This window comes from Streptomyces sp. Y309 (assembly GCF_056712025.1).
In genome coordinates, this window is the sequence record NZ_CM160048.1 from 4,085,958 (window position 1) to 4,101,364 (window position 15,407).

General features: G+C 69.2%; 14 protein-coding genes. 10 read left to right on the forward strand and 4 right to left on the reverse strand.

The features are described from left to right. Positions 1-2: 2 nt before the first annotated feature. A complete protein-coding gene (locus AC0KTA_RS16165; protein ID WP_481055817.1) occupies positions 3-1,196 on the reverse strand; it encodes an RtcB family protein in 1,194 nt (397 codons plus the stop codon). Positions 1,197-1,421: 225 nt separating this feature from the next. On the opposite strand from AC0KTA_RS16165, the gene AC0KTA_RS16170 reads away from it, so the two are divergent. Beyond that, on the forward strand, positions 1,422-2,432 hold the full coding sequence (locus AC0KTA_RS16170) for a DUF3558 domain-containing protein (RefSeq protein ID WP_481055818.1): 1,011 nt from the start codon (positions 1,422-1,424) through the stop codon (positions 2,430-2,432). Between the two features lie 125 nt (positions 2,433-2,557). Continuing rightward, entirely contained in the window at positions 2,558-3,463 is a 906-nt protein-coding gene (locus AC0KTA_RS16175; RefSeq protein ID WP_481055819.1) for a DUF3558 domain-containing protein, read from the forward strand. Between the two features lie 97 nt (positions 3,464-3,560). Here AC0KTA_RS16175 and AC0KTA_RS16180 read toward each other — a convergent pair whose 3' ends face one another. Together AC0KTA_RS16180 and AC0KTA_RS16185 are read right to left on the reverse strand one after the other, a co-directional pair. After that, a complete protein-coding gene (locus AC0KTA_RS16180) occupies positions 3,561-4,463 on the reverse strand; it encodes a trypsin-like serine peptidase (protein WP_481055820.1) in 903 nt (300 codons plus the stop codon). Positions 4,464-4,653: 190 nt separating this feature from the next. Beyond that, on the reverse strand, positions 4,654-5,565 hold the full coding sequence (locus AC0KTA_RS16185) for a LysR family transcriptional regulator (RefSeq protein ID WP_481055821.1): 912 nt from the start codon (positions 5,563-5,565) through the stop codon (positions 4,654-4,656). Between the two features lie 70 nt (positions 5,566-5,635). Between AC0KTA_RS16185 and AC0KTA_RS16190 the strand changes: the two genes are divergently transcribed. The 3 genes from AC0KTA_RS16190 to AC0KTA_RS16200 all read left to right on the forward strand — a co-directional run bounded on the left by AC0KTA_RS16190 (position 5,636) and on the right by AC0KTA_RS16200 (position 9,155). Next, positions 5,636-6,577 carry an NAD-dependent epimerase/dehydratase family protein gene (locus AC0KTA_RS16190; protein ID WP_481055822.1) on the forward strand — a complete coding sequence of 314 codons (942 nt, stop codon included), beginning with the start codon at positions 5,636-5,638 and terminating at the stop codon, positions 6,575-6,577. A gap of 22 nt (positions 6,578-6,599) precedes the next feature. Continuing rightward, complete coding sequence (locus AC0KTA_RS16195) at positions 6,600-7,484, forward strand: aldo/keto reductase (protein WP_481055823.1); 885 nt, start codon at positions 6,600-6,602, stop codon at positions 7,482-7,484. 99 nt (positions 7,485-7,583) lie between these two features. After that, on the forward strand, positions 7,584-9,155 hold the full coding sequence (locus AC0KTA_RS16200; RefSeq protein ID WP_481055824.1) for a DUF2637 domain-containing protein: 1,572 nt from the start codon (positions 7,584-7,586) through the stop codon (positions 9,153-9,155). Positions 9,156-9,184: 29 nt separating this feature from the next. Here AC0KTA_RS16200 and AC0KTA_RS16205 read toward each other — a convergent pair whose 3' ends face one another. Then, the gene (locus tag AC0KTA_RS16205) at positions 9,185-9,760 is read right to left on the reverse strand and encodes a TetR family transcriptional regulator (protein ID WP_481055825.1); all 576 of its coding nucleotides are present in this window, start codon (positions 9,758-9,760) and stop codon (positions 9,185-9,187) included. Positions 9,761-10,126: 366 nt separating this feature from the next. Here AC0KTA_RS16205 and AC0KTA_RS16210 point away from each other — a divergent pair, with 366 nt between their 5' ends. The 5 genes from AC0KTA_RS16210 (at position 10,127) to AC0KTA_RS16230 (ending at position 15,396) form a co-directional block, all read left to right on the forward strand. Continuing rightward, a complete protein-coding gene (locus tag AC0KTA_RS16210; protein WP_481055826.1) occupies positions 10,127-11,641 on the forward strand; it encodes a DHA2 family efflux MFS transporter permease subunit in 1,515 nt (504 codons plus the stop codon). Between the two features lie 37 nt (positions 11,642-11,678). Then, entirely contained in the window at positions 11,679-12,332 is a 654-nt protein-coding gene (locus AC0KTA_RS16215) for a TcmI family type II polyketide cyclase (protein ID WP_481055827.1), read from the forward strand. A 446-nt stretch (positions 12,333-12,778) separates the two neighbouring features. Beyond that, on the forward strand, positions 12,779-13,207 hold the full coding sequence (locus AC0KTA_RS16220) for a nuclear transport factor 2 family protein (protein WP_481055828.1): 429 nt from the start codon (positions 12,779-12,781) through the stop codon (positions 13,205-13,207). 58 nt (positions 13,208-13,265) lie between these two features. Beyond that, positions 13,266-14,075 (forward strand): response regulator transcription factor, encoded by an 810-nt coding sequence (locus AC0KTA_RS16225; protein ID WP_481055829.1) that lies wholly within the window; start codon positions 13,266-13,268, stop codon positions 14,073-14,075. A gap of 100 nt (positions 14,076-14,175) precedes the next feature. Further along, positions 14,176-15,396 (forward strand): cytochrome P450, encoded by a 1,221-nt coding sequence (locus AC0KTA_RS16230; protein ID WP_481055830.1) that lies wholly within the window; start codon positions 14,176-14,178, stop codon positions 15,394-15,396. Positions 15,397-15,407: the final 11 nt, after the last annotated feature.

Genomic DNA, 15,407 nt, shown 5'->3' on the forward strand with positions numbered 1-15,407 from the left:
GTTCAGCCCTTCACGCACACCACCTGCTTGAGCTTCGCCACCACCTCGACCAGGTCCGTCTGCTGGTCGATGACCTTGTCGATGGACTTGTAGGCGCCAGGGATCTCGTCCACGACGCCGGAGTCCTTGCGGCACTCGACGCCGCGCGTCTGCTCCTCCAGGTCCTGCGTGGAGAACCGCTTCTTCGCGGCGTTGCGGCTCATCTTGCGGCCCGCGCCGTGCGAGGCGGAGTTGAAGGACGCCTCGTTGCCGAGGCCCTTCACGATGTACGAGCCGGTGCCCATGGAGCCCGGGATGATGCCGTAGTCCCCGGAGCCCGCGCGGATCGCTCCCTTGCGGGTGACCAGCAGGTCCATGTCGTCGTACCGCTCCTCCGCCACGTAGTTGTGGTGGCAGGAGATCTCCTGCTCGAAGGTCGGCGCGGCCTTCCTGAACTCCTTGCGGATCACGTCCTTCAGGAGCGCCATCATGAGCGCGCGGTTGTACTTCGCGTACTCCTGGGCCCAGAACAGGTCGTTCCGGTACGCCGCCATCTGCGGGGTGTCCGCGATGAACACCGCCAGGTCGCGGTCCACCAGGCCCTGGTTGTGCGGCAGGTCGCGGGCCACGCCGATGTGGTGGTCGGCCAGTTCCTTGCCGATGTTCCGGGAGCCGGAGTGCAGCATGAGCCAGACCGCACCATCCGAATCGGTGCAGACTTCAACAAAGTGGTTTCCGGACCCGAGCGTTCCCATCTGCTTGACGGCTCGCTCCTCACGGTACTTCACCGCCTCCGCAACCCCCTCGAACCGCCCCCAGAAGTCGTCCCAACCCCCCGTGGCCAGCCCATGGAAGCGCCCCGGCCCGACGGGGTCGTCATGCATCCCCCGCCCCACCGGAATCGCCTGCTCGATCTTCGACCGCAGCCGCGACAGATCGTCGGGCAGGTCGGCGGCCGTCAGCGAGGTCTTCACGGCCGACATCCCGCACCCGATGTCGACGCCCACCGCCGCCGGGCACACCGCACCCCGCATCGCGATGACGGAGCCGACCGTCGCGCCCTTGCCGTAGTGGACGTCCGGCATGACGGCCAGGCCCTTGATCCAGGGCAGCGTGGCGACGTTCCGCAGCTGCTGCATCGCGGCGCCCTCGACCGTCTTGGGGTCCGCCCACATCCTGATGGGCACGTTCGCGCCCGGTACCTCGACGTACGTCATGACTTCCTCATTCCCCCGTACAACAACAAAAGACTTGAAGCGCAAATACTGGTGCCAAGGTCGACGTATGGGATAACGGACCGGCATCCACAGCGGCGCGTGCGATACACATTGTGTCCACCGGCCGTCCGCCGGCGGCAACCGAATAACCAGGCCGGACGGGCCCGGCGGTCCGGCCCCGCGGCCGGCGGACCGGAACCGTCCACGTCGAGAGGAGCCAGCACGGTGCAGCGGAGGGTCTACGTACCGGGCGTCGCCGCGCTCCTCGTGGCGCTGCTCGCCGGCTGTACCGGCAGCTCGGGGACCGAAAGCGGGGACGACGGCAAGTCCGGCGACTCCGGAAGTTCCACGGCGGCCGCCGAGCCCGGCAAGTACCGCACCCTGCCCGAGCCCTGCGGCGCGGTCGACCAGTCGACGCTCGACTCGATGCTGCCCGGCATCCAGGACATCGAGAACGCGGAGCAGCAGGAGAAGGCGTACGAGGGCGTCGCCACGGCCACGTACGACACCGACCGGCGTGTGGGCTGCCGCTGGAAGGTCGAGTCGCCGGACGCCACGCACCACCTCCTCGTCGACTTCGAGCGCGTGGTGTCGTACGACGGGACGGTCAGCGACGAGGATCGGGCACACGGGATCTATCGCACGAAGCTCCGCGACTCGGGCATTCCGGAGCCGTCTTCGTCGGAGGAGTCGGAGGAGCCGGACGGGTCCGATGACCCGGGCGAGCCGGATGATCCGGATGTGTCGGAGGGGTCCGGTGGTTCGGAGAGTCCCGGCAGCAGCCCGGGCGGCTCCGACGACGCCAACGGCTCGGACAGCGGCAACGACACCGACGCGAGCGGCGCCAACAGCTCCCACCAGGCCCAGCGCGCCTCCGCCGTCGGCGCCAAGAAGGGCTCCAAGAACGGCGACAGCGGCGCTGCGGCCGAGGGCGACCAGGAGCCCGGCAGCAGCAGCCCGGAGGGCGACGCGTCGGGCGAGGCCACACCCCCCGGCTACGAACCGCGCACCCTGGACGACGTGGGCGACGAGGCCTTCCTCGACGACGCGCTCACCACCGCCGCGTCGGCCACTCGCCAGCGCACCGTGACTGTGGTGTTCCGCACGTCGAACGTGATCGTGACGGTCCAGTACGACGAGCAGCCGGCCCGCCGTACAGAGGTCCCCGACTCCAAGGAAATGCAGGACAACGCGCGGGAACTGGCCGAAAGCCTGGCCGACAGGTTCGACGACTGACGCGCGTCGGGGGCGCATACGGGCTGCCCGGAAGCCGGGTCGCCGACGCCGGGCACCGCGTACCGTGACCCAACGGACCCATCGAACGGCACGGACGCCAACGAGCGAACACGAGTGAAGGAACCATGCACCGACCCGCACAGCGACAGCGACAGCGACTCACCCGCGTTCTTGTGGGCGCGGCCGCCGTACCGGTGATCCTCTTCGCCTCCGCCTGCAGCAGCGACTCCGGATCGGACGGGGACAAGAAGGACTCCGGCGCCAAGCCCTCCGCGTCCGCCTCCGGCGGCGCCGGCAGCGGCTCCGGCGGCCAGGCCGCGACCGTGGAGAAGGCCGCGTTCGCCAAGCTCCCCGAGCCCTGCGAGACGCTCTCCAAGAAGACGCTCGGCGAGCTGGTCCCGGCCGCCAAGGACAAGTCCGGCAAGACGGGCACGTCGGATGATGTGTCCACGCGTGGCAACTGCACCTGGGACAGCCTCGACAACAACGGCGTCGACGGTTCGCAGTTCCGCTGGCTGCGCGTGTCGCTGAACCGCTTCGAGTCCGACCAGTCGCTCGGCAGCGGCGCCAAGCGCGCCCAGACCAACTTCACCAAGCAGGTCACCGACGCCCAGGCGGCCAAGGGTGCCAAGGGCGTCAAGACCACGCCCGTGCAGGGTGTGGGCGACCAGGCGACGCTGGTCAGCTATGACGTGAAGAAGGACAAGGACACCTTCAAGCAGCAGACGCTCGTGGCGCGCGTGGAGAACGCCGTCGTCACGGTCGACTACAACGGCGCGGGCCTCGCGGGCGACAAGTCGCCGGACGCGGGCGACCTGGCCAAGGACACGCAGAAGGCCGGCAAGGAGGCCGTCGCCGCGGTCGCCGCCGCGAACAAGGCGGGCGGCTCCGGCACTTCGGGCAAGCCGTCCGGCGGCGCGGACAAGTCCAAGGACGGCTCGGACAAGCCGAAGGACGGCAAGGACGGCGCGGACGACTCCAAGGACGGCTCCGGCGCCAAGCCGAAGACCGACACCAAGCCGAAGAGCTAGTCCAACGCGGCGCTTGCGCAAGGAAGTTACCGGAGCCCGGCCGTCCGCACGGCCGGGCTCCTGCCGTCTCCGCTCGGCTGCCGTAGCGGCACAGGGCTCACAACCCCTCGGCCCGCGCGTGGAGCGCCCCCGCCGCCGCGCCCAGGACCTCGCCCCGCATGACCGACCCGCCCTCCGCCGCGTCGCCGGAGCTGTTCACGGACACCAATTTGCCGCGGCCCGACTTCTCCTCGAAGTCGGCCAGCCAGGGCCCGCCGCTCGCCCCGCCCTCCATCGGGCAGCGCACGCTCTGCGTACCGTCGGGCGTGGCCGACGTGGTGCCCGCGCAGTGCATCAGCCGCTCACCGCGCTGCTCCCGGCTGTCGGGGTAGCCGAAGACGGTCACCTTGTCGCCGGGCTTGCGGCCGACGGCCACGGCCTGGCCGCCAACCGCGTCGGTCAGTGACGTGCCGTCCCGCGGGTCCACCACGACGGCGGCGATGTCGTTCTTGCCGTCCTGCTCCCAGCCGCGCGGCATCACGACCGCCCGCACCACGAACGCCCCGTACGGGCGCTCGCCCTCGCTGTAGCCCGGCACGAAGACCATGTTGCTGTAGTGGTTCGCCGGGGAGGCGGGCAGCTGGACGCAGTGCCCGGCGGTCAGTACCGCGGAACGGTTGCGGCTGCGGACCGCGGTGGCGGTGCAGTAGGAGTCCTGGCCCTTCTCGTTGGTGAAGAAGAGCCGTCCCACCGTCTTCATGGCCGGGCCGCGCCAGGGTGTGACGGACGCGGCGTCGTGCCCGAGGTCGACACCGGCGGCGACCTCCCGCATCCGGTCCGCCGTCCAGTACGCCAAGGTCTCGCGGCGCTCGGCCGCGGTGAACGTCACCGTACTGAGCGCCGGATCACCGCTGGGCGTGCCGCCGAGTGTGCTGCCGGGCGCGCTCCCGGCAACGACCGCCACAACGGAGGCGACGGCCAGCGCGGGTGCAACGATCCGGGGTGCAACGATCCGATGCATGCCTCGCACCTCCTTGCCCACGCACAACCCATGGGCCCGGGACACACCCCGTACACGACGATAGGCAAGGCCCGGACGATCCGCCCGTCGAGCGCCGCTCATTGGGTTGCCGCAGGTCAGCCGGGTCGGAGTGGAAGCCGGACGCGCAGGCCTGGGCGCAGGCACTGGGCGAGCCGGACCTGGCCCGCGGTCACGTGGCGTCCAGCGCTGACGCCTGCTCCCGGAGGGCGTCGATCAGGGTCGCGAGCTGGGGGTGGTCGCGGCGGCGGCCGATAGTGGCGACGCCGATGTGCCGGGTCGGGCCCGGCTCCTTGACCGGGACGGTGCGCACGCCCGGCACCTCCGGGGCCAGCACGATGGAGGGGATCAGTGAGATCCCCAGGCCCGCCGCGACGAGCGAGCGCGCGAAGAAGTAGTCGGTCGTCGTGCCCCGCATCTCCGGGTCGAACCCGGCGCGCTCGGCGTACCGCAGCAGGTACGCCTCTGTCTTGTGGCAGCCGAACACCCAGGGCTCGGCGGCCAGTTCGGCGATGTCGAGCGTGGCGCGGTCGGCCAGTCGATGGCTCTCGGGCAGCACGACGCGCAAGGGGTCTTCGAGCAGCGCGGTCCACTCCATGCCGGAGTTCTGGCTCACCCCGCCGGGCAGCGGGCCGTCGAAGTGATAGGCGAGTGCGAGGTCCACGGCGCCCTGGCGGACCAGCGGCAGGGTGTCTTCGGGCTCGCCCTCCCTGACGTGGAGCACGGTGCGGGGATGGGCTGCCGTCAGCCGGGCGAGGGCGCCGGGCAGCAGGAGCCTGCCGCCGCTGGTGAACGTGGCGACGGTGAGCTGCGAGCGGCCCGTGCTGAGCTGGTCGACCTGCTGTTGGGCGTGCGCGAGCTCCGCGGTGACCGACTCGGCGGCCTGGACCATGATCCGGCCGGCCGGGGTGAGGGCGACCCCGCGGGTGCTGCGCGCCACAACCTGGGCGCCGAGGCTGCGTTCCAGGACCGCCACGTGCTGGGAGACCGCCGAGGGCGTGAGGTGGAGGGCTGCTGCCGCCTGGTTGAAGCTGCCGTGTTCCGCCACAGCCCGCAGTACGCGAAGGCGCTGCACATCGATCAACAGTATTCCTTAATACCCATCCAGTAAGTGTGCACTTCTGCTGGCGACAGTAGATCCCCACGATGGGGGCATGCAAAGAATCTGCGTCATCGGCGGCAGCCGGTATGCCGGAAAGCTCCTGGTCCGGCGCCTGTTGGCCGCCGGGCACCGGGTCACGGTGATCAACCGCGGCTCCATCCCGCCCCCGCCCGGTGCCGAGCACCTCGTCGCCGACCGCGACGACGAGACCGCCCTGGCCGCCGCGCTCGGCTCCCGCACCTTCGACGTGGTCGTCGACCAGGTCTGCTACACCCCCGTGCAGGCCGCCGTCGCCGCTCGCGTCTTCCGCGCCCGCACGGCCCGGTACGTCATGACGTCCACGATCGAGGTGTACGACCCGGCGACCGCCGCACTGCCCGCCGTCCCGGACGGCACCCCGGTGCCGGAAGACATCGTGGACCCTGCCGCCTGGCTCGTGCGGATGGACTTGCCGTGGCACGACCCTTCGTACCTGGAAGCCCACTACGCCGAGGGCAAGCGCCAGGCGGAGGCCGTCCTCACCCGGGACGGCGGGTTCGCCTTCGCCTCCGTGCGCAGCGCCCACGTACTCGGCGGCGGCGCACGGGAGTTCACCGGCCGTCTGGCGCACTACACCGAGCGCGTCGGCCGGGGCACGGAGATCGCCGTACACGCCGAGGCGCTGCCCACGTCCTTCATCCACTACGAGGAGCTGGCGGACCTGCTGCTGTGGGCGGCCGTGGCCACGGACTTCGCCGGCCCGGTGAACGCCTGCTCCGACGGGCTGCTCGACGTACGCGGTCTGGCCGCCGTCGTCGCGGCGCGGACCGGCCGGGAACCCGTGTACCGGACCGTCGCCGCGGGAGAGGCGGCCTCGCCCTTCTCCTTCGACCGCCACTACGCCATGAGCAACGCCCGCGCGAAGGCGCTGGGTTTCGCCTTCTCCCGCACAAGCGACTGGCTGCCCGGCGCAGTCACCGAGGCCTTCGACGCACCCACCGCCCAAGCCACCTGAGAAACAGAAGGAACAGACCACCATGCGGTACCGCACCATCGGGAACACCACCGTCAGCGCCGTCGGCCTGGGCGCCATGCCGCTGTCCATCGAGGGGCGACCGGACGAGGAGCGGGCCGTCGCCACCGTCCACGCCGCCCTCGACGCGGGCGTCACGCTCATCGACACCGCCGACAGCTACCACTGGCACGCAGGCGAGAGCGGCCACAACGAACTCCTCGTCGCCCGCGCCCTGGCCAGCTACGGCAGCGACACCTCCGGCGTCCTCGTCGCCACCAAAGGCGGCCGCGGGCGGCCCGGCGACGGCAGCTGGACGGTCACCGGCACCCCCGGACACCTCAAGCGCGCCGCCGAGGCGTCCCGGAAGCGGCTCGGTGTCGAGGCCATCGGCCTCTACCAACTCCACAAGCCGGACCCGGCCGTGCCCTGGGCCGACTCCGTCGGCGCTCTGCGCGAACTGCTCGACGCCGGCACGATCCGCGCCGCCGGGATCTCCAACGTCGACACCGCGCAGATCCGCGAGGCGCACGCGATCCTCGGCGACGGGCTCGTCTCCGTCCAGAACCAGTACTCACCCGCCGTGCGCGACAGCGAGCCCGAACTGCGGCTGAGTACGGAACTGGGCCTGGCCTTCCTGCCCTGGAGCCCCCTGGGCGGCATCGCCCGCAGCTCCCTCGACGGCCCCTCGGGCCCGACGTCCGCGGGCACCGCCTTCCACCGCGTCGCGGCCGAGCGCGGCGTCAGCCCTCAACAGACGGCCCTGGCATGGCTGTTGACCCGCTCCCCGGCCGTGATCCCGGTGCCGGGAGCCAGCCGCCCGGCATCCATCCAGGACTCGGCGCGGGCCGCCGAACTAGAGCTGAGCACGGCGGAACTGGCGCAGCTCGACGACGCGCCACCGGCCTGAACCTCCTGCGTCGTCGTACCGGGCCACACTCCCCCGCACACGTGTGCCAGGCTATCGCTCGCAACACACCGAGCAGGGAGGGGTTCGCGGGTGGCCGCGATGCAACTGACACGCACACACCGGATACTCATCGGGGTGGTCGTCTTCGGTGCGCTCGTCATCGCCGGGATCGGCTTCGCCGGCTCGTACGCCGCCGTGCGCGAACTGGCCGAGAAGAAGGGCTTCGGCACCTTCTCGATCGTCTTCCCCATCGGCATCGACGCGGGCATCTGTGTCCTGCTCGCCCTCGACCTGCTGCTGACCTGGCTGCGCATCCCCTTCCCGCTGCTTCGCCAGACGGCGTGGCTGCTGACCGCGGCCACCATCGCCTTCAACGGCGCGGCCGCCTGGCCGGATCCGCTGGGCGTGGGCATGCACGCGGTGATCCCGGTCCTGTTCGTGGTCGCGGTGGAGGCGGCCCGGCACGCGATCGGCCGGATCGCGGACATCACGGCCGACAAGCACATGGAGGGCGTGCGCATCAGCCGCTGGATGCTCTCGCCGCTGCCCACCTTCCTCCTCTGGCGCCGCATGAAGCTGTGGGAGCTGCGCTCCTACGACCAGGTGATCAAGCTGGAGCAGGAGCGCCTGGTCTACCAGGCCCGCCTGCGCTCCCGCTTCGGCCGCGGCTGGCGCCGCAAGGCTCCGGTGGAGTCCCTGATGCCGCTGCGCCTGGCCCGCTACGGCGTCCCGCTCGCCGAGACGGCCCCCGCGGGCCTTGCCGCGGCCGGCATCGAGCCCGCGCTGCTCCCGCCCGCGCCCGCGGCCACCCATACGGCGGAGTTGACGAAGGCTCAGCCCGCGACCCCGGCGGCCCTGACCAAGGACCCGTCCCCCGACCCCCGCCCCCTCCCGGAGCCCGAGCCCGAGCCCGAGGAGCACCCGCACCCCGAGGAGCAGCAGCCCGGCGCCCACGTGAGCCCCTGGTTCGCGGCCCCGCACCCGCCGCAGCAGTACGGGGAGGGCCCGGTGTCGTACGACCCCGAGGCCCCGTACGACGAGTGGTACGAGGAACAGGCGCAGCAGCAGGGGTACGACGAGCGGGCCTACACCGAGCAACTGGCGTACGAGCAGCAGCAGTACGCCGACCAGCAGGCCTATGACCAGCAGCAGTACGTCCAGGGCCGGCAGCACGCGCAAGGTCGGCGGTACGCCGAAGGCCAGGCGTACCCGGAGCAGGGCCACGAAGTCCTCGAAGACGCCCCCGAAGCGGCCGACGACGGCTCGGGCTTCCGGGTCCCGGCGGGCCCCGGCCGCACCCGCCCCCTCGCGAACGCCCACCTGATCCCGGGCCCGCGCGGGGAACAGGCCCCCGCCGCCGCGCCCGCCCCCGAACCCGCCCCGGAACCGGAGCCCCTGCCCGAACCGGCGGCCGCGGAAGGCTCCGGACTACCGGACGACATGACCCGCGAAGAGGCCTACTTCAACGCGTTCCGCAAATACGTCAGCGAAATGGGCGACTACCCCAACGCCCGCCAGTTCAGCCTCTACTTGATGGACCTTTACGGCGTCACGGGCCAGTCCGGCGGCCCGCTCACGGAGAGCACCCTCCGCCCCTACCTCCGCGGCTTCCGCGACCGTTACCAGCGTTCCCTTGACGAAGACGCCGCGGACGCCGAACACATCGCGTAGCCCCGAAATGCGGCGGCGCGGTATGGGCGTTATCGCGTAGCCCCGAAATCCGCCCAGCCGTACCGCAGTCGCTCGAACACGGCCTTCAGATCCTCCGGCGAGTGATCGCCGTACGTGGCGAGGAAGTTGGCGTCCAGCACGAAGCGGGCGAGGGTTTTCGCGAGCAGGTCGTCCTCCGGAACCCCGACCTCCTGCGCGAGGGTGGCGGCGAGGCTGGCCTCCCAGCGGTGCCGCACCCGGCCGGCGTAGTCCAGCAACGCCGGTGTGGACTTGACGAGTTCGACGAAGTCCTCGCCCGACGGGCCGCCCGCCGCGGGCGGCGCCACCGGCACGAGATGCGCCTCGAGGGCGTCCAGGATCGAGACGCCGGCGTCGCGGTCGCGGACCGCGGCCGTCAACGCGCGCTCGTACTCGTCCTCCGCGTCGAAGACCAGCGCCTCTTTGCAGGGGAAATAGGCGAAGAGCGTACTCACGGCCACTTCCGCGGCGTCGGCGATCTCCGCGACGGTCACGTTCTCGAATCCACGCTCGCGAAAGAGGATGAACGCGGTGTCCGCCAGACGCTTTCGCGTCTGCGCCTTCTTTCGTTCTCGCAGTCCCGACACTCCGGCAACCCCTCGCAATCAAGAGACGTTTCACATCGTCGTCCGCGGACCGTATGGGCCCCGCCCGATCGCCCCTGACTCCTCGGCAGAAGGGGACGGCCCGACGCCCGGATAGCGGAAAAGGCGCCGCCGGCCTGCAAGGACGCGAGTACACGGATGGTATCCGGCGCGGAAGCCGCGAGCTCAGCACCCTTCGGGCACCACGCCCCGCAGCACCCATCCACACCCCACCCGCGAGGCCCACCCGCAGCCCACCTCGGCGCGGGCCCGAAGCGAGCCCGGAAGACGAGTGGGTCCACATTGACATCCATGCGTATCCCGTATCTACTTTGAACTCGTAGTGACTTCGGAAATGTGAGGGACCCCATGGAAGTGACGGCCACGCGCCGCTGGCTGGCCCTCGGTGCGCTCGCGCTCGCGATGCTCACCGTCGGGCTCGACATGACCGTGCTCAACATCGCCCTGCCGACACTCGCCCGCGACCTGGGCGCCGGCACCGCGGCCCTGCAGTGGTTCAGCACCGCCTACACGCTGACGCTGGCGGGCGTGATGCTGCCCGCCGGTGCGCTGGGCGACCGGTTCGGGCGGAAGAAGGTCGTGTTCGGCGCCCTGGTGCTGTTCGGCGCGGCCTCGGTCTGGTGCGCGTTCGCCGGGTCGTCCGGCGAGCTGATCTCGGCCCGCGTGCTTCTGGGCGTCGCGGCGGCGGCGCTGATGTCCCTGTCGATGGGGATGATCCCGGTGCTGTTCCCCGACCCGGCGGAGCGCGGCCGGGCCACCACCGTGTGGATCACCGCGGTGACGCTCGGGATGCCGCTCGGCCCCATCGTCGGCGGCCTGCTGCTCAACCACTTCTGGTGGGGCTCGGTGTTCCTGGTGAACATCCCGACCGTCGTCATCGGCGCGGTCGCGGTGGGCCTGTGGATGCCGGAGTCCCGCAGCCGGGTCCGCCGGCCCATCGGCCCGGTCAGCGTGGCGCTCTCGGCGGCCGGCCTGGTCGGTCTCACCTACGGTCTGATCCGGTTCGGCGACCTGGGCTGGGGTGACGGCGCGGCCTGGGGCACCTTCCTCGCGGGCCTCGCCCTGATCGCGGGCTTCATCGCCTGGGAGCGGACCCGGGAACACGCCCTCGCGGATCTCAGCCTCTTCGGGGACCGCGGATTCCGCATGGGCACCATCTACCAGCTGATCAACGCCTTCGCGATGTTCGGCCTGTTCTTCACCATCCCGCTGTACTTCCAGTCGGTGCTCGGCGTCGATTCGCTCGGCAGCGGCCTGCGCATGCTCCCGATGATCGGTGGCCTGCTCGTGGCCTCGAACTTCCTGGAGGGCCTGCGCGACAAGATCGGCCTCAAGCCGACCCTGATGATCGGCTTCGGTCTGCTCGCGGTCGGGATGGGACTCGGCGCGCTGACCGACATCGGCACCTCGTACGGCTTCGTCGCCACCTGGATGGCGATCGTCGGCCTCGGCATCGGCCTGGTGCTGCCCACCTCCATGGCCCTGGCCGTGGGCGCGCTCACCCCCGAGCGGGCGGGCGCCGGATCGGCCCTGCTCTCGGCCCTGCGCCAGGCGGCCGGCACCACCGGCGTGGCGGTGCTCGGCACGGTGCTGTCCACCCGCTACCACTCCGAACTCGGCCCGCTCAACCACAAGCCGGTCTCCGACGGCGTCGGATCCGGCGTGGCCGTCGCCGATTCGCTCGGCGACAAGGCGATGCTCCACGACGTCCAGACGGCCTTCGTGAGCGGCATGAACCTGCTCCTGATCGTCTGCGCCGGAATCGCGGTGGTCGGCCTCGTCCTCGCGGCGGTCACCACCAAGAGCCGCACCACCGAACCCGAGGCACAGCTGCCCGAGTCGGAATCCGCGCCGGTCGCGTAACCAAATATCGATTTTTTCCCACGAGGAAGTGATGAACATGCGCAGCATGGTTACCGTCTCGAAGATGGATCACAATTCCATCCCCGAGGTTTCGAAGCTGTTCACCGAGTTCGACAGTACGGAAATCCCGAACCTGATCGGACTCTGCCGCCGCCAGCTCTTTGTGTGCGATGACATCCAGATCCATCTGTACGATTTCGCCGAGCAGGCCGACCAGTCCGCGCTCGCCAAGGTGAAGGGCGATCCGCGCATGGCCCGCCTTTCGACGGACCTGCAGCCGTTCGTCGCGCCGTACGACCCCGGGACCTGGAATTCCCCGGCCGATTCCGCGGCTTTCTGTTTCTACGACTGGGAGGACGAGCCGATCGAGAACGCAGGCCGGACGAACACCACCGTCACCATCGCCCGGATGGACCAGGCCTCGATTCCCGTCGTCACGAGCATCTTCCGGGAGTCCGACTCCGCCGAATCCCCTCGATTGATGGGCACCCGGCGGCGCCAGCTGTTCGCCTACAAGGATCTGTGCATCCACATTCAGGACCACGCCGGCTGCAATGGTGCGGACATCGCGCAGAAAGCCGCATCGGACATCTGGTTCGGCAAGGTGGTCCGGGACCTGCCGCAGCTCGCCCCCCAGGAGCCCGCGGCGGACGGCCACGCAAGCCGCTTCTACGGCTGGGAAGCACCGTGACACGCTGAGCCGCCGAGCGTGATGGATCGTGACGCTGAGTGAGGGATTCCGGTCCACTCACACAGCGTCACAGATCTCCGCTGGTGAGAGCCCCGCCGAAGAGCGGAGCGGAGAGAATTACATAGCGACTATGATTACGATGTGACTCCGATTCGGGTACGCTGGACCCGCGCCCAGGCGGGGCGCCGCCGGGAGCGCGCCGGCGCCGACCGCGCGGCCGGAGGCGATACGACGACCCCTCCACCCCCCTATTCACGGAACGTCACATCACCGTAGTTGGCCACACTCTGCGATTACCTCCTCAACGTATACGGATTGAAAAGACCTGATAAAAAACCGGCGGTAACCCCTTCTGGTTCGTGCAAGTCGAAACTACTCGGTCTACGGTGATGATCGTCACGCCCTCTATAGTTGCGTGAGCACGAGAGGAGTTGCACGATGTAATAATGAGCATTAACCATGCAGATGCCGAAGTAAGTTCGCTTCTCGACCGCTATGTTCTTGGGCTCGACTACGACAAACTCGATGACGAGTGGGCGTACAGTCTTTTCACGAATGATGTGCTCATCGAGTTCCCCATCAGTCGGCATACGGGGATCGACGGCCTCGTCGAATACCACCAGAAGGCACTTTCGATGTGGGCCAGGACGCATCATGTGAATACGCCGTCGATTGTGGAAGTCGACGGCGACCGCGCGACGCTTCGGGCCAATATGACGGCGGTGCGTGTGCTGCACGAGCAGGAGGGCGAGACGCTGCCGCACTACTCGACCGGTACCTACATCACCGGCGACGCGGTGCGCACCGAGCACGGCTGGCGCCTTTCACGTCTTTCATTCGAACTGATATGGAAGACGGGCAACCCGCCGGCCTAGCGGGATGGGCATTCATGGCCCAGGAGGAAAAAGCTGAGAACGGGGGAGGTCAACACAGATGAAAGCGATTCCTCAACAGGAGCTACTCGAAACCCACGACGCCGAGCACAGCGCGACGGTCCGGTCGATCTTCGGCAGTCGGCGCGGCGCCCCGGCATCACCGCAGGCGCCGCCCCGGAACGTCTCGGACACCTGGCGGATCCTCGTCGTCGAGGGCAACAAGGCCGATCGCGCGACCCTCACTGAAGCGCTCGCGCGACAGGGTCACGATGTCGGTGCCGTCAACTCGGGCGGGGACGCGCTGGCGTCGTACGAGGCCGCGGACCTCGTCGTGCTGGACCTCGATCTGCCGGATCTGGACGGCCTCGAGGTGTGCCGCGAGATCCGGGCGGCCCGCGACACCCCGGTCATCACCGTCACCTCACGAGGGTCGGAGCTCGACTGCGTTCTCGCTTTACAGGCCGGAGCGGACGACTATGTCGTCAAGCCCTATGGGCTCCGGGAACTCATGGCCCGGCTGAACGCGGTGATGCGGCGTTCGCGCCGGACCGCGTGCGCGGGCGCAAGCCCCGATGATGCGGCTGTCCTCGAGCACGGCCCGCTCCGGATCGACAACGACTCGCGCGAGGTCGAGATGCGCGGCCGGCCGATTCCGGTGACGCGCAAGGAATTCGATCTGCTCGCCCTACTGGCCAGCGCTCCGGGACGGGTGATCTCGCGGGAGTCCATCATGCATCAGGTCTGGGGCGAATCCTGGTCACGCCGTACCGTCGACACACACGTCAGCAGCCTCCGGAACAAGCTGGGCGGGCCCGAATGGATCGTCACCGTCCGTGGCGTGGGCTTCAAACTCCGCAGTATGCGCTGACACTTCATTTGCAGCGAATTGACATTCGTTGAACCTGGCCGTGTATATGCCCTGGCTATCGTGAGTCCGCAGGAAGTGCAAACTCCGATCGAGGGACCTCATGGCGAACGCCGATATCGACGAAACCAACGAGCTCGTCAGTTTCCCAATTCAACGCACCTGCCCTTTCGCTGTGCCGCCGGTCTACACCAAGTTCCGGGAGGAGTCACCGATCACCCAGGTGGTCCTCCCGGACGGCGGAAAGGCCTGGTTGGTCACCAAGTACGACGACGTGCGGGCCGTGATGGCCAATCCCAAGCTCAGCTCGGACCGCCGCGCGCCGGATTTCCCGGTCGTGGTGCCCGGCCAGAACGCGGCCCTGGCCAAGCACGCCCCGTTCATGATCATCCTCGATGGCGCGGAGCACGCGGCGGCGCGACGGCCCGTCATCAGTGAATTCTCGGTGCGGCGGGTCGCCGCGATGAAGCCGAGGATTCAGGAGATCGTCGACGGATTCATCGACGACATGCTGAAGCTGCCGAAACCCGTCGACCTGAATCAGGTCTTCTCCCTGCCGGTTCCTTCGCTCGTGGTCTCCGAGATCCTCGGCATGCCCTATGAGGGCCACGAGTACTTCATGGAACTGGCCGAGATCCTGCTGCGCCGCACCACCGACGAACAGGGCCGGATCGCCGTCTCGGTCGAGCTGCGCAAGTACATGGACAAGCTGGTCGAGGAGAAGATCGAGAATCCCGGCGACGACCTGCTCAGCCGGCAGATCGAACTGCAGCGGCAGCAGGGCGGCATCGACCGGCCGCAGCTCGCCAGCCTGTGCCTGCTGGTACTCCTCGCCGGGCACGAGACCACCGCGAACATGATCAATCTCGGTGTGTTCTCCATGCTCACGAAGCCGGAACTGCTCGCGGAGATCAAGGCGGATCCCTCGAAGACCCCGAAGGCCGTCGACGAGCTGCTGCGCTTCTACACGATTCCGGACTTCGGCGCGCACCGTCTCGCGCTGGACGACGTCGAAATCGGCGGCGTTCTCATCCGCAAGGGCGAGGCCGTCATCGCCTCCACCTTCGCGGCGAACCGCGACCCCGCGGTGTTCGACGATCCGGAGGAGCTCGACTTCGGCAGGGACGCACGGCATCACGTGGCCTTCGGCTATGGGCCGCACCAGTGTCTGGGCCAGAACCTCGGCCGCCTGGAGCTTCAGGTCGTGTTCGACACGCTGTTCCGGCGACTGCCGGATCTGCGCCTTGCCGTGCCGGAAGAGGAACTGTCGTTCAAGAGCGACGCGTTGGTCTACGGCCTCTACGAACTGCCCGTGACGTGGTGAAAGAGAAGGCC